General features: G+C 35.3%; 13 protein-coding genes. 11 read left to right on the top strand and 2 right to left on the bottom strand.

The window, feature by feature from the left end:
- The first annotated feature begins 174 nt into the window (after positions 1-174).
- The 11 genes from CLV81_RS18060 (at position 175) to CLV81_RS18110 (ending at position 11,200) form a co-directional block, all read left to right on the top strand.
- Positions 175-471 (top strand): type II toxin-antitoxin system HigB family toxin, encoded by a 297-nt coding sequence (locus tag CLV81_RS18060; protein WP_106147003.1) that lies wholly within the window; start codon positions 175-177, stop codon positions 469-471.
- Positions 472-476: 5 nt separating this feature from the next.
- Positions 477-836, top strand: a complete 360-nt coding sequence (locus CLV81_RS18065; RefSeq protein WP_106147005.1) for a helix-turn-helix domain-containing protein — start codon at positions 477-479, stop codon at positions 834-836.
- A gap of 280 nt (positions 837-1,116) precedes the next feature.
- A complete protein-coding gene (locus CLV81_RS18070; protein WP_106147007.1) occupies positions 1,117-2,559 on the top strand; it encodes an MBOAT family O-acyltransferase in 1,443 nt (480 codons plus the stop codon).
- A gap of 9 nt (positions 2,560-2,568) precedes the next feature.
- Positions 2,569-3,501 carry a hypothetical protein gene (locus CLV81_RS18075; protein ID WP_106147009.1) on the top strand — a complete coding sequence of 311 codons (933 nt, stop codon included), beginning with the start codon at positions 2,569-2,571 and terminating at the stop codon, positions 3,499-3,501.
- A 204-nt stretch (positions 3,502-3,705) separates the two neighbouring features.
- Positions 3,706-4,572 carry a GNAT family N-acetyltransferase gene (locus CLV81_RS18080; protein WP_158259154.1) on the top strand — a complete coding sequence of 289 codons (867 nt, stop codon included), beginning with the start codon at positions 3,706-3,708 and terminating at the stop codon, positions 4,570-4,572.
- Positions 4,573-5,523, top strand: coding sequence for a GNAT family N-acetyltransferase (locus CLV81_RS18085; protein ID WP_106147013.1), 951 nt, complete (start codon positions 4,573-4,575; stop codon positions 5,521-5,523).
- 50 nt (positions 5,524-5,573) lie between these two features.
- Positions 5,574-6,773: a GNAT family N-acetyltransferase gene (locus tag CLV81_RS18090; RefSeq protein ID WP_106147015.1), complete on the top strand. Its 1,200-nt coding sequence runs from the start codon at positions 5,574-5,576 to the stop codon at positions 6,771-6,773.
- Between the two features lie 12 nt (positions 6,774-6,785).
- Positions 6,786-7,946, top strand: a complete 1,161-nt coding sequence (locus CLV81_RS18095; RefSeq protein ID WP_106147017.1) for a GNAT family N-acetyltransferase — start codon at positions 6,786-6,788, stop codon at positions 7,944-7,946.
- Positions 7,943-9,139: a GNAT family N-acetyltransferase gene (locus tag CLV81_RS18100; protein WP_106147018.1), complete on the top strand. Its 1,197-nt coding sequence runs from the start codon at positions 7,943-7,945 to the stop codon at positions 9,137-9,139. The genes CLV81_RS18095 and CLV81_RS18100 overlap by 4 nt, the downstream gene beginning before the upstream one ends.
- Positions 9,136-10,326 (top strand): GNAT family N-acetyltransferase, encoded by a 1,191-nt coding sequence (locus CLV81_RS18105; RefSeq protein ID WP_106147020.1) that lies wholly within the window; start codon positions 9,136-9,138, stop codon positions 10,324-10,326. Before CLV81_RS18100 ends, CLV81_RS18105 begins: the two co-directional genes overlap by 4 nt.
- Positions 10,327-10,447: 121 nt before the next feature.
- On the top strand, positions 10,448-11,200 hold the full coding sequence (locus tag CLV81_RS18110) for a tyrosine-protein phosphatase (protein ID WP_106147022.1): 753 nt from the start codon (positions 10,448-10,450) through the stop codon (positions 11,198-11,200).
- Here the strand turns inward: CLV81_RS18110 and CLV81_RS18115 are convergent.
- Both CLV81_RS18115 and CLV81_RS18120 read right to left on the bottom strand, forming a co-directional pair.
- Positions 11,192-13,570, bottom strand: coding sequence for a GumC family protein (locus CLV81_RS18115; protein WP_106147024.1), 2,379 nt, complete (start codon positions 13,568-13,570; stop codon positions 11,192-11,194). The genes CLV81_RS18110 and CLV81_RS18115 overlap by 9 nt on opposite strands.
- Before the next feature lie 30 nt (positions 13,571-13,600).
- Positions 13,601-14,377 carry a polysaccharide biosynthesis/export family protein gene (locus CLV81_RS18120; RefSeq protein ID WP_106147026.1) on the bottom strand — a complete coding sequence of 259 codons (777 nt, stop codon included), beginning with the start codon at positions 14,375-14,377 and terminating at the stop codon, positions 13,601-13,603.
- Between the last annotated feature and the right edge of the window lie 16 nt (positions 14,378-14,393).

Below are 14,393 nucleotides of genomic sequence, written 5' to 3' on the forward strand. Positions count from 1 at the left end.
TATCACACACAAGCCCCAATAAAACTTTTAGAGTTTTTAGGGGTGAAGGTAGAGTCTTCACCCTATTTTTTTTAGGAATCTTTCTTTTCTATTTCAACCAATAAATTATACTACCACTCAAATTCCTTAAGTGTAAATAAATTACCAAATATGTAATTTTGTTATCTTTGTAGGGTGCATGTTATTTCATTTAAAAAGCTAAGAGACTATTTCTCAAAGGAAACAAATGCAAAGGTTGCTTTACAAGATTGGTATAAAAGAACGAAAAAAGCAGAATGGGAAAGTTTTGCAGATTTAAAAAACACCTTTAACTCTGCTGACAATGTTGGGAACAACAGATATGTATTCAACATAAAGGGAAACCATTACAGGATAGTCGCCATCGTGCTGTTCAAAATTAAAAGAGTGTACATACGGTGGGTAGGTAACCACAAAGATTATAGTAGATTAAAAAACATCGATAAATTGTAAAAGCCATGAGCACAATTTCTCACAAACAATATGTAGAAGCTAATCTTCGTTTGGAAGAACTTCTAAAGGAGGTTGATAACAACACTCCTGAAGATTCTCCTTTATCCAAAGAACTCATCGAAGTCAGTGATATTATCGAACAATATGAAGAAATCCATTTCCCTATGGGATTACCTACTTTACAGGAAATGATTGAACTTCGTATGTTTGAAATGGGTTTAAAAAGAAAAGATTTAGCAGCACTTTTAAATACCAGTGCTTCCAGAATCAGTGATTATTTGAATGGTAAGCGTGAAATCACTTTAAAAGTAGCCAAAGCTTTGCACCAAAAACTGAATATAGACAGCGATATCATATTACAATAATGGCTTTATGGAAAACAAATTAGTATTAAAAGAAAACAAAGGTTTTCACCTATTTTCCACCTCAAACGCCCCTACCCCAATGTTTATGGGGATTGTAACATATTGCATCGGGAAATAAATCCATAAAACCAATTTTACCTATCTAGGGTTTCGTAAATCTTCTCAAAACAAGAGCATAAACAATAATTCTAGCTAGCTTTTTTTACTTTTCAACCAATAATTACCTGTTAAATTTTATTTAAGTTTAAGTTTACCAAATATTCAAGTTTTAAGATAGGTCATGCTATTCAATTCTTTTGAATTTTTGCTTTTCTTGCCCATAATGATATTAGGTTTTTACCTGATTCCCCATAAATACCGATGGCTTTGGCTTCTCGGGGGAAGCTATTATTTCTACATGGTCCACGAACCAGAACTGGTTTTGTTGCTAATGACATCTACCTTGGTAGATTATTGCTGTGGGATTTGGATGGAAAGTTCAACTAAATCACGTAAAAAATGGTTGCTTGCCCTAAGTGTATTTACCAATATTGGTATTTTGATTTCATTCAAATACCTAGATTTTTTTGCCACTATTGTCAGAGATATAATCGGTTTAGTGCAACAGACCGACGCGGAAGAAAACAACTATGGTTTTTCTACCTTTAGTCAAATATTACTCCCGGTAGGTATATCTTTTTATACATTTCAAACCCTTAGTTACACCATAGATGTGTATCGTGGTGAATTGAAAGCGGAGCGCCATTTGGGCAAATTTGCCTTGTACGTTTCTTTTTTTCCACAGCTAGTGGCTGGCCCGATTGAAAGAGCACATAGACTTTTACCCCAGCTAAAAAATTACGTCCGCTTAAACGTTGATAATTTAAGAAGAGGGCTTATCATTATGGCATGGGGCTTTTTTCTTAAAGTAGTTGTAGCAGACCGTCTGGGAATATATGTTGACGAAGCCTTTAGTGATCCCCAAAATCATAAAGGCTTACCTCTTTGGATTTCAGCAGGTTTTTTTACACTTCAGGTCTATTATGACTTTGCGGCATATACAGCTATTGCCATCGGAGCTGCAAAAACTATTGGTGTTGACCTTATGTCAAACTTTGATCGTCCTTTTTTCTCCCCTTCTTTTGCCCAACTCTGGAGACGTTGGCATATTTCTCTTGTGGAGTGGATTCGCGATTATTTATATCTACCTATGATCAACAATTTAAAGATGGGAAAAGTTGCTGCCATCTTTGCTGTTTTTTTTATCATAGGTTTATGGCACGGTGCCAACTGGACTTTTGTATTTTGGGGATTATCCAATGCTTTGCTATTGGTAATAGAAGGTGGTACCAAAAAATGGAGATTGAAATTGTTGGATAGAATGGGTTTCTCAAAGAAATCAATCAATATATTGGGTACAACCGTGGGCTTTCCATTTATAATGTTGACTACTGTATTTTTTAGATCCCCTACCCTAACGGATGCCTTTTTGTATTTTAAGCAAATGTTGTCCATTACAAACATGCATATTAACATATTGGGTAATTATTTGGAATTGTTCCTATGTTTTCTGTTTATCGCAATTGCACAAACAATCCATTACTTTAAAGGGAATGTTAAGGTCTATGAGCTAGTGGAAGGTAAACCCACATATTGGAGATGGACGCTCTACGGTTCTTATGTCTTCTTAATTGTGTTCTTTGCACTGAATAGGCAAAATACTTTTATCTATTTCCAATTTTAGTGTCTAAGTATGAAACAGTTTTTAATTAAAATCATTGTTTTTGCATCCTTCTTTTGGGGATTGTATCTGTTGACCGTGGTTAAACTATCCGATGGTTTTGTGGACATGTACTACCCCAAGTTTACTCAAGAGGCAGGCAGCCTAGTTTTGGGGTTGTCCAGAGCTGATCAAGGTATAGACCCAGTAGTTTTGGAAGAAACATTGGAGCCTTTCCAAATCAACAAACCAATAATCAATTTTGCAACAAACCAATCATTTTATGGGGAGGTTTATCTAGAAGCTATTCAAAAGAAACTTGCCAAGAATACCACTAATGGCATTTTCATTCTTTCGGTTTCCCCTGGCAGTTTCACAGGGCCAAAGAATATGGGGCCAAAAAAAATAAGGGCTTTTGATGAAAGAATGGTAATTGGTAAAACCGATAACTTTACTACTTCTCCAAATTACAATTACATCATAAATTGCTACGGACAATCTCTGTATAATTCGATTTACAACACAAATACATGGGGACATCTGGTATCTCACGACAATGGATGGAACCAAGTAAAGTTGATTGCCGGCAAGGATACTATAAAGGAAAGAGATATTGCCAATTGGAAGTCTGAGAACCTTATCTTCTACAATAAAAAGTCTCAAACCGAATCCTTTAAGGATTCTCGATTTGAACAATTTTTGAAAACCATTTCTTTTCTAAAGAAAAAAGGCAAGGTCTTTTTGGTCAGAATTCCAGCAGACCCTGATGTTTTAGCATTTGAAAATAGTCGTTGGTCTGATTTTGATTCTCGGATGGAAAGAGTAGCAAACACCTACAATATCCCTTATCTTAATTATTCAAAACAAACTTCTGCTGTGAAAACCTATGACGGTTCACACATGGAATCCAATAGTGCGAAGAAATTCACAAAGATGTTGGCAGAACGTATTGCAAACAAATTGTAGATAGATATACGGATAGGGTAATAATTGATACTAAAAGCTATGATTGACAATCCCTTTCTTTCAAAAACATTTGTATCAACATGGCTAGAACATTTCCACCCTACTGGAAAAGTTTGGGATTTTGACTGTATAAATGGTCCTACTTTTATCAAGAAAGGAAGGCTACCAATATATAGTAACATTTGCGGCCTAAATTCCAAGACCATGGAATACAATTTGGTGAAGGAGTGCAATGAGATTGATAAGAAAAAGGTTTTTCTGATTTTTGACGTTCCTAGCCACCTGCACCTTTCAGAACAAGAAAACGAAAAAAACATAGGGATTTTAAAACCAAAACAGTATGCTGGATTTTATTGTGATTTAAGAAACTACAATGATTTAAACGCCTACCTTTTGGAGGTACTAAGTGCCAAAACCAGAAACAAATTCAAAAGATATCGCCGTAAACTGGAGGATACCTTCGAGATTCGATATAAGTTTTACACTGGTGCTATTGAAAAAGATCTGCACAATCAACTTTTCTCAACCTTTAATGAATTATTGAAGAAACGCTTTAAAGAGAAAAAAACGGTCAATAACAACTTGTACAAATGGGAGTGGGACTTTTATGAAGATGTTTCGTTTTCCATGATTCAAGAAAAAAAGGCAGCCTTTTTTGTAACATATGACAAAGAAAAGCCGATTGCCATTACGCTGCTTTTTTTATCCAAGAATAGGGTATACGACACGATTAGGGTGTTCGATACCGATTACTCGCAACATCGTTTGGGAACGGTAAGCATTATGGCTCAAATCGAAGAATGCATTGAAAGAGGGTTTTCATTCTTGGACTTTTCAAAAGGATACTACCCATATAAAGAACAGTGGTCCAATGTTGCCTACCACTTCGAATACCATATCATTTATAATAAAAGTGTATTGAAATCTAAAATACTCGCATATTACCTTTCTTCAATATTTGCTTTGAAACAATTACTACGGGATTTCAAAATCAATGAGGTACACCAAGGGTTAAAATTCAAATTGGGCCTACATAAAAACAAGTATTCATCCAACACTAATTTGGCTTAGATGTTCGGTTTGGCTATAAGAAAAATGGTTTTTACTATGTATTTGGAACAATCCATTCCGTTTTTTTTTAAGTCCAAACTGTATAATTCACTGACAGAAGAAAGTACTACCCTCAAAAAAGAAGAAGTTACATCAAAAAAATCAAGATTGTTCCTTGTCAAGGACATCCCGGATTACCTGAAATTGGAAACCGACCCAAACGTCCAGGGGTACACTTGTAAAAGGATTAAACAATATCCAGGTTTTGCTCTGAATTTAAAATCATATGATACACTTGATAGTTATCTTTTGAATCATCTCAGCAAAAGAAATCGAAAGAACATTTTGTCAAAAAAAAGAGCACTTGAAAAAAAGTTTAATATCCATTATGAGGTCTACCACGGGGCTATTGACAAAGATCTTTTCGAGACCTTATTCGAAAATTTTAAGGATTTACTTACCTCAAGGTTCGATACAAAAAAGATGCAGAATCGGAATTTACAGGAATGGGATTATTTAAAGAATTTAAGCTACACCAGTATTTTGGACAAAAAGGCGTCACTTTTTGTCATTTACGATAACCAAGTACCTATCAATCTCACTTTAAATTTTCATGTTGGCAGTTCCATTTATAGTCATATGCAGAGTTTTAAAGAAGCCTACAAAAAATTTAGTCTTGGAGATATAAGCATGCTAAAGCAAATAGAATGGTGCATTGAAAACCAAGTCTTGCACTACGATTTTGTTATTGGGCCCTCTTATTACAAACAAAAATGGGCAAATCATAGGTACACATATCAATATGCCCTGTTTATCAAAAGGAGCAGTCCTCTAGCACGTATTTTAGCACCGATACTGGTTCTGTTCCATACTTTAAAACAGTTTCTAAGGTCAAAAAATATTATCGGAGGAGCATTTTCTTTAGATAGAATTAAGCATATTATTACATTTAAGAAAACTAAACACAAATAACACCAATATTCCAACTATAGATTTGTACTCTAAGCGTTGATGAACCGCAAATGAACCCAAATCAGTACACATACCCAATTAAGGTAGATTTTCTCGATGATTTTTTGGAAAAAAGGTCTGAAATCCCACATGTCCTCAATGTGGAGAATACTTGGTCCAACATTTCAAACTATGTACCCGAAGCCAATGCTTTGAAGTTATCCGAGAAAAGTCATTTTTTAATCTATGACGTTCCAAGTTATATAAAACTCTCGTACGCAAGGCATATGGGTACTATCCCGATAAAATCATACGAGGGCTCAGTTATCTACCTATCCAATTATATCGACTTTGAAGATTTTGCAAAAAAAAAGTGGAGTGCAAAGCGTAGGTCACTTTTAAAAAACTATGAAAAAAGATTGAGGTATTCCTTGGAAATCTCTACCAAAGTATATTGTGGGCATATGGGCAGGACCTACTTTGACTCCTTGTTCAATCATTTTAGAAAATTGATAGAACGACGCTTTAACGAAAAGCAAATGCAACATGATGATTTAAAAAACTGGGAACGATATCGAAGTACAATCTATCCTTTGCTATTGAAAAAACAAGCATGCATTTCGGTAATATACCACGGGGAAAAGCCCATTAGTTTTAGTGTAAACATTATCTATGCAAATGCTATGTATGGGTATTTAAAATCCTACGACACGGATTATTCTAAGTTTTCTTTAGGCTTTGTTGAGTTGAATCTTCTGTTGAGATGGGCATTTATGAATGATATAAAAATGTTCGACCTTTTAAAGGGACGTTATGAATACAAAATGAAATTGATTGATGCCGAGTACCCTTTCATGAAAGAGGTCGTATACAACAAAGAATCGATTTCATCTCGTTTTTTTTCACATATAACCGCATTGAAAATTCGTGCATTTTATAGTACGGTAAGAGTACTAAAACAATTGAAGTTAGACGTTTTAATACATAAAATATTATCGATTATCAATGGACGAAAGACAAGCGGCGATTACAAAACAATCATTCCCACTTACAAAGTAAGAGATGAGAATACGGACTCCATTTCAAAAAAGAAACTAACAATCATCGATATAGAGCAAGAACCGTTTTCGGAATTACGTAGAGCGGTCTACAGTTTTCTTTATACCAACAATGAGAAATTGGATGATTTAAAAGTTTATAAGAATGTAGAGGAAAATAATTCTTTTGTAATCCAGGGAAAGGAATTGGTTCAGTCAATAACGATAACCTAACCTTCATTAAGAATGATCAAAACGAATACAATCATTTTTTTGAAGGATTTATTGGAGGAAGAAGGGACCGTTCTCTTAGATGATTCATCTGAGAAGGCTTCTTTTAAATATAACGCTGATATTTGGTCAAAACCTTCTGGAAATATTGTGGTGAAGGACATACCGGGTTATTTTAGTGCTTCCAACCCTTTAAACCCAGAGTTTAAGATAAAGTCGGTTAAGACAAACGAAGGCTATCTGATAAAACTAGATGAGTTTGAGAATCCGGAAGAATACTTTAACCAACAGATGTCATCTAAAAGTAGAAGCAATCTAAGGCGGTACAAAAATCGACTGGAAAGTTGTTTTCAAATAACGTATCGCGCCTACTATGGTGCCATAGAGGCTGAAGAGTATACGAAGCTTTTTAATGCCCTTAGGCAAATGCTCGAGAAGCGTTTTGAACAAAAAAATGAAAAGAATTATGAACTGCCACACCTCGAAGGCTTTGAGCATATTGTATATGGAATGATATTGGCCAAAACTGCAAGTCTATTCGTCATTTACAGTGGTAATACCCCCATCAGTATTCGGTTGAACATGTTCAAAGAAAAGTGGGCCTTCTATATTCTGAGCGGCTACAATATAGCGTATTCAAAATTTCATATCGGTTGGATAGATATGTCAGAAAACATAAAATGGTTGTTCTTGCATGGTTTCAAACAGTACGATTTACTTAAGGGATACGCTGACTATAAGAAGAAATGGTATACCGATACTTATCAAAATGAAAATCATTTTATTTATTGTAGGTCCAATATTAAAAGTGTTATAAGAGGCGTTTTTAGCTTTTTAAGACACAAATTTGTGTACAGTTCCATTTCTATTTTAAAATCTACAGGATTGGAAATTTTATACAAGCATATTAGAAAAAGGTTCAGAGGGGTTTTTGTAAAAAAGCCAAAAGCATATACTGTGGAAATACTGTACCATGACAAAGCACCAGAGGAGAAACTAATTGATGTGGACATAAACAATGAAAAAAATCCTCTCGTGCTTAGGGAAGCTGTTTACAATTTTTTGTTCCTTAAAAGAGAATCTCTGGTAGATACAACCCTTTTCAAGGTTCAATCATCGTCGAATAAATACTTTATCAAGGGTAAAAAACACAGCCAAACCGTAGTTGTAAAATGAGCTTCAAAAAACTTCATTTTTTCATTGACATTCTTTTTGATTCAAATCGTTTGAAAGAGACTTTTTCCTCTATCCAAAATGTTTTGATAAACAATACATTTTTTGACAATCCTGAAAATGAAGCTTCCCAAAAAAAAGGTACGTTTGGGATATACGATATCCCGGATTACCTACTATTGAATTCTTCTGTTTTAAATCAAAAATACCTCAGCATAAAATTTCCCCTATATAAAGGGTTTTTGGTCAACCTATCAGAATATGGGAATATAGAGGACTATTTGAACAATTGGGTAGGTAGAGCGCGCCATTCTCAGCTAAGGCGCTACAAAAAACGCCTTGATCTTTGTATCTCGCCCAGTTACAAGATATTTTTTGGAGACGTACCCAAAGATGAATATCATTATCTTTTTAAAAAGCTAAGAGAATTCACAGAACGCAGGTTCAAGGAAAAAAGGGAGGATAATTTTGAGATTCCCTTTTTAAACCTCTATGAGCGTACTGCATATGAAATGATTATGGCAAAAAGAGCGTTTCTTTTTGTCATCTACGACGAAAAAAGACCAATAGCCATAACCCTAAACTATGTGATTCAAGATGTCGTTTTCCATTGGAACAGTTGTTACGATATTGACTATTCAATGTTCAACCTAGGGCATATCAACGTCATGGAGCATATACGGTGGTGCTATGACAATAACAAAAAACTGTTTGATATGGGCCGGGGTAACTTTTGGCACAAGCAACGATGGGTCAACCATGATTATATGTACATGGAGCACATTTATTATGCTAAGTCTTCGTTTATATCATATGTAGTAGCACATCTAAAAGCAATAGTTCCAGTAATGAGGTATCGGTTGATTCTTCTTTTAAAAAGTTTGAAGGCCCAACATCTTTATGGTATGTATGCAAAATTCAAATATCGTTTGGGGCATTCAAAAGTTGCAGATAAGGATAAAAATACCTGGGTAGTTGATGAGAATTCCAATATAATGCCCAAAGAGGCAAATCTCAGCCCGATAAGAATGGATGAAGACTGTCCGACTTTTTTACGAAAATCCTTCAATTCATTTTTACATAAGGTAAAAGTGCCCAAAGAAACAGTGATGGTTTATCAGCTTAACGAAAAAAACAATTCGTGCTATTACATTACAAACCATATTCAAACCTATAAGCTCCAAACCAATTCATGAAAGATACAATGGCCCATAATATTCATCTTGGTTTTTTATTGATGCTTTTCAGAAAGCGTGAGGTGCCAAGTGCATATCAGGAATTGCGTTATTTGGAGGAAAAGCCCATAGAGTTTAATCAAGATTTTAAATTGGTTTCCTATCTAAAAAGAGACGTAGGTTCCTACCGTTTGGTACCGGAATACCTAAATCTGAAGTTACACCCTGATTTTGGAAGCAAAATCATACCACAACATAACTGGGGCTATTCTTTAAACCTTAGCAATTGTAATACTGTTGATGATTATCTGGAGCAACAATTTAAATCAAAGTACAGAAGTATTGTGCGCCGTTACGTAAAGCGTTTGGAAGCCTGTTTTGACATACGCTATGCATTCCATTATGGCACATTGGAAAGGGATGTGTATGAATCCATAATGGATTCACTTCAAAAAATGATAGAAAAAAGGTTTCAGCAAAGAAATGAGGTTCACAAGGAAAACGTTTACTGGCAAAGCATTAAGGAAGAGTCTTTAAGACTTATACATAATCAAGAAGCCTCATTGTTTGTAATATATGCCAATGAAGAACCCATTGAAATATCATTGAATTATCATTTTGATAAAATCCTTTTTAGTTCCGTCTCTTCCTATGACATTGATTATGCAAAGTTTGGTCTTGGTCATATTGAGATTTATAAGCAGTTGGAGTGGTGTCTTCAAAACGGGTATAAGATATTTGAGATGGGTGTTGGCGGAATGGATTATAAAAGGCGGTGGAGTAATCAGATTTATCAATTTCAGCACCATATTGTTTTTCCAGCTGAAAAAAAGAATTCTGTTTTAACACTTTTTGAATGGTATAAAATCAAATTAAAAGAGTATCTGAAATCAAAAGGAATCAATGATAAGCTTGAAATTCTAAAACTGAAAATTACCAAAAGACTTAGTAAAGAAAACAATACCTCCCCATTAGAGCTAGAGGTTGGCCCAATTTCTCCTGTTGAATCAATTCAAGACTATATTGAAGTCGATTGGCAAAACGATACATATTGGTTTCTTCGAAAGCCTATTAACGATTTTTTATACACTTCGGTAGAGCATTATAGCCAGATAGGTGTTATGCAATCTAAAACGGATGGAAACTCCTATCTATTCTTAGGAAGAAAGCAAATGCAACAGGTAAGCTTTTATAATATGGCCAAATAATCCTCCTACCTAAAAATCGGCTCATACAGTCTTCCTATCTTTGACTAATGCAAAGAAGGTCCATTTTAAAACTACATGATACTGTCAGAGGTTTTGATATCATTTTGTAAACAATTGAAATATGTTTCAAATTTTCATTAAAAAAGAATTCTTAGTTGACCATTTAGATGGTTTTGTGGACATTCATAACCATATTTTACCAGGTATTGACGATGGCGCGAAAACTGTTGAAGAATCTATACGTCTGATTAGAGAGTTTTCAGAATTTGGGGTTAATGATTTTATCTGTACCCCACATATTATGAACAATTATTATGAAAATACGCCCAGTACCGTAAAAGATGCTTTTAATAAATTAAAGACTGGTTTGGTTAACCAAGAATTTTCTCGTGTGTCTATAGATTATGCAGCCGAACACATGATAGATGATAATTTTGAAACCCTCCTTAAGAATGGAATGGTGGTGCCACTTGCTAAGGATTATCTACTTGTGGAGATGTCTTACCTGCAAGCATCCATAAATTTTGATACGTCCATCAAAAAGATTACTTCCAGTAGATTCTTCCCCATACTGGCCCACCCAGAAAGGTATATATACCTTCATCAGCGATTGCAAGATTATAAGGCATATAAGAATAACGGTATTCTCTTTCAATTAAATCTTTTATCACTAAGTCCGTATTACGGTGACCAGGTCCAAAAAACTGCTTATAAACTTTTGGAAGAGGGTATGATTGATTTTGTAGCTTCAGATGCGCACAATGTGAATCAAATAAAACAGATAAAAGAGCTAAAAGTCCCTGTAAAAATGATGAATACTATACGTGGACTACTGGAGAATACCAAAACTCATTTTTCTTCTGTATTAGACTAGTTTCCACCATTTTTTTTGAGTTTTGCCATAGCCGTAGCCATACTTTCCACCATATCCCAAATCAGATTCCTTAACATCGTTCACAACAAATGAAAGACCTTTCAGCTTTCCTTCCTTTTTAAGTTTCAATGGATACTCAATTACATTTTTTTCGGTTGCTCCCGCTCTTGTCACGTAAACTATTTGATTGGCGTATTCACTGATTAAAAGTGTATCGGTAACAACCATCAATGGGGCAGTATCAACTATAACATAGTCATATTTCTCCGAAGCTGTTTTTAATAATTCCTTTAACCGTTCACTCATTAAAAGCTCTGCTGGGTTGGGAGGGATTTTTCCTGAATACACTACATCAATGGTATTGGAATACACCAGCATGGAGTTGACAACATCTGAAAAAGATAAGGAATCATCGTATAAGTATTCGGTTAACCCCAATTCCTTGATATCTTTCTTTCTTTCCATGTTATCAATGTTGTCGCTAGTGTCCGTAAAGAAATCGTACAGTTTAGGATTTCTAATGTCAGCACCCACCAACAATACTTTTTTACCTGTATTGGCGAAAATCATAGCTAAATTTGAAGATAAAAAGGTCTTTCCTTCCCCGGAGGTACTGGAGGTTATGTATATGACTTTGTTCGAATTCTTGTCGGACTTTATTAAATAATCAAGATTGGTCCTCAGAATACGCAAAGATTCGCTCAAAACGGAGCGATCATCATTGTGCACTAATTGGCGGTCTTTTTTGGATAACCTAGGCAAGTCTCCCAAAATAGGAACTTCACTATTGATAAGGGCTTCTAAATCGGCTTTGCTATGAATCTTATTGTCCATCAAGTCCTTTACGTATATGATTCCAAATGGAATTAATGAACCAAGGATGAAAGAAGCCAAGAAAACCAATATTTTCTTGGGAGAAACTGGGTCCTTACTTGCCAAATAAGCCCTGTCAATTACATTTGATTTTGGTGTGGCAGAGGCAAAAGCAATCTGTGATTCCTCGCGTTTTTGCAACAAATATAAATACAGAGATTCGGTTGTCTGTTGTTGTCGGGTAATATCCCTCAAAGCACGTTCATTTTTTGGTGCCGAGTAGATTCTTGAATTTATTTTTGATAATTGACTACTTAAGCTATTTACTTGAAGTGAAAGGTTGTTCGTTACGGTATTCAAGCTCGATTTCATACTTCTCTTCAAACCATCCAACTGTTGGTCCAAGTTCACAATGATTGGGTTTTTCTCATTAGAACTTTCCAATAGGCGCTTTCGTTCCAATGCTAATTCATTATATCTAGCTGTAGTGCTTGCGATGGTTGGATCTGCTAAACCAACATTCGCAGGGAGTACTTCATAACCTTCTTGGCTATCCATAAGATCTTTCATGGATGATGCGATATCCAGTTGCACAGAAGCATTTTGAAGCTCTTGTTGGCTAGCGGCACCAATATTGAGATTAACGCTGGTTTGTGTACCTATATCAGCAATACCTCTACCCGCCTTAAAATCTTCAGCACTTTGATCCACGCTGGACAAGTCGCCGTAGATATCCGCTATTCTGTCATTAATAAAGCTAGAAGTACGGTCGGCAATTGTCTTTTTATCCCTGATTGCATTCTCGTTGTAACGAGAAACCAATCCGTTTAAAACGTCTTTTCCTCTTTGTATTATGGCATCGTTCAATGAAATACCTATAATTCTAGAAGTTAGTTCATTAGTAGCAGTTATAAGAACTTTCTTTTGGTAGTTTTCGGCAACCGCAGCCAATGGCCTTATGCTCATCAGATACTTGCGACCTACCAAATTTTCTGGTTTTGCAACATTGGGTGTTATAACTACATCTCCTACCGGAGTTTCAAACGTTGTACCGTAAGTATACACTTTAACAAAATTATCCTCCTCCAGTGCAAATTCAAAAGTGGTAGAGTTTTTCGGCGTTATTAGAAAATCAATATCCGCATTGTAAATTATAGAGTCCGCAGGTACAATTAAATTTAGCGAAGGATTTATGTACTGCTCCGTATTCTTTAAATTACCCAGCTCAATTATTTTCTTGTTCAGTCCTAACTCCTTGATAACCTCTAGAAAATTCGTCCTGGACCCAAGTGTTTCAATTTCATCCGTAATTTGATTACCACGCCCGCCTAAAATATTTATGTCTTGTAGGGCTGCCAATTCTGAACTTGGTGCTTGGTCTTCCAATACCTGAATTTTAGATTGTATAGCATATTCTGGTGTTGAATACCTTATAAGTAAAAAACCTAAAATCAAAGCTGCGATTATACTAACGGCAAACCACTTCCAGTTTTTTAAATAGGGTTTTAACAAGGCCTTAGTGTCCAAACCACTCTTTGAGAATTCTTGTGAATCCATAATATTTTGAAAATAAAATAATTGTCTTTTCTAACTTCTTGTAATCAAGATTGCGGTAGCAGTAATAAGAACAGATATGATGGATACATACAATTGCGCACGAGCGTCTATTGAAGTTTCTTTGATTCCCGATTTATTTGGTTCCACATATACGACGTCGTTTTGAGTCAAATAATACACCGGTGACTTAACTACGTTCTTGGTAGTTAAATTAATTCGATTGTATACTTTGGTTCCTTTAAAATCACGAATCACCAACACATTATCCCTTCTACCCCTAATAGTCATGTCTCCTGCCAGACCCAAAGCCTCCAATATTGTTACCTGTTCACCGTTAACGGGATACGTTCCAGGTCGATTGACAGCGCCCAAAACGGTAATTGTAAAATTGCTTAAACGTATATTTATTATAGGATCTTTCAAGTATTCAAACAAGCGTTCTCTAAGAAGTTCTCTAAGTTCGCCTGGGGTCAATCCCTCTATTTTCAGCTTACCAATTACAGGAAAGTCTATTTCTCCCGATTGATCGACCAAATAATCCACTTGTTCTGGCTGAAAGCCATTTTCGGAAGCACCCCTATATAAATTGAATGGAGCACTAGCTTCAGGATTCAAAGAAGAAATATGGATGGAAACCAAATCGTCTACCTTAAATCTGGAGGTGAAGGCATCATCCCGTACCAAGGTTTCAAAACCACTGGTATCTTGAAAATAAACCACATCCTTTCTTGAAGCACACGAAGAAAGTATTAAAAACACAAAACAAAGGGCATAAATAGGGATTTGGTTACTTTCCAATTTAAACATAATTTCAGTTAGATTA

It is taken from the genome of Flagellimonas meridianipacifica (assembly GCF_003001695.1).
Taxonomy (GTDB): Bacteria; Bacteroidota; Bacteroidia; order Flavobacteriales; family Flavobacteriaceae; genus Flagellimonas; species Flagellimonas meridianipacifica.

Coding starts and splice junctions, on each gene's coding strand:
- CLV81_RS18085 (WP_106147013.1), top strand. CDS start 4,573: ATGTTCGGTTTGGCTATAAGAAAAATGGTTTTTACTATGTATTTGGAA.
- CLV81_RS18070 (WP_106147007.1), top strand. CDS start 1,117: ATGCTATTCAATTCTTTTGAATTTTTGCTTTTCTTGCCCATAATGATA.
- CLV81_RS18065 (WP_106147005.1), top strand. CDS start 477: ATGAGCACAATTTCTCACAAACAATATGTAGAAGCTAATCTTCGTTTG.
- CLV81_RS18105 (WP_106147020.1), top strand. CDS start 9,136: ATGAAAGATACAATGGCCCATAATATTCATCTTGGTTTTTTATTGATG.
- CLV81_RS18095 (WP_106147017.1), top strand. CDS start 6,786: ATGATCAAAACGAATACAATCATTTTTTTGAAGGATTTATTGGAGGAA.
- CLV81_RS18115 (WP_106147024.1), bottom strand. CDS start 13,570: ATGGATTCACAAGAATTCTCAAAGAGTGGTTTGGACACTAAGGCCTTG.
- CLV81_RS18080 (WP_158259154.1), top strand. CDS start 3,706: ATGGAATACAATTTGGTGAAGGAGTGCAATGAGATTGATAAGAAAAAG.
- CLV81_RS18120 (WP_106147026.1), bottom strand. CDS start 14,377: ATGTTTAAATTGGAAAGTAACCAAATCCCTATTTATGCCCTTTGTTTT.
- CLV81_RS18110 (WP_106147022.1), top strand. CDS start 10,448: ATGTTTCAAATTTTCATTAAAAAAGAATTCTTAGTTGACCATTTAGAT.
- CLV81_RS18075 (WP_106147009.1), top strand. CDS start 2,569: ATGAAACAGTTTTTAATTAAAATCATTGTTTTTGCATCCTTCTTTTGG.
- CLV81_RS18100 (WP_106147018.1), top strand. CDS start 7,943: ATGAGCTTCAAAAAACTTCATTTTTTCATTGACATTCTTTTTGATTCA.
- CLV81_RS18090 (WP_106147015.1), top strand. CDS start 5,574: ATGAACCCAAATCAGTACACATACCCAATTAAGGTAGATTTTCTCGAT.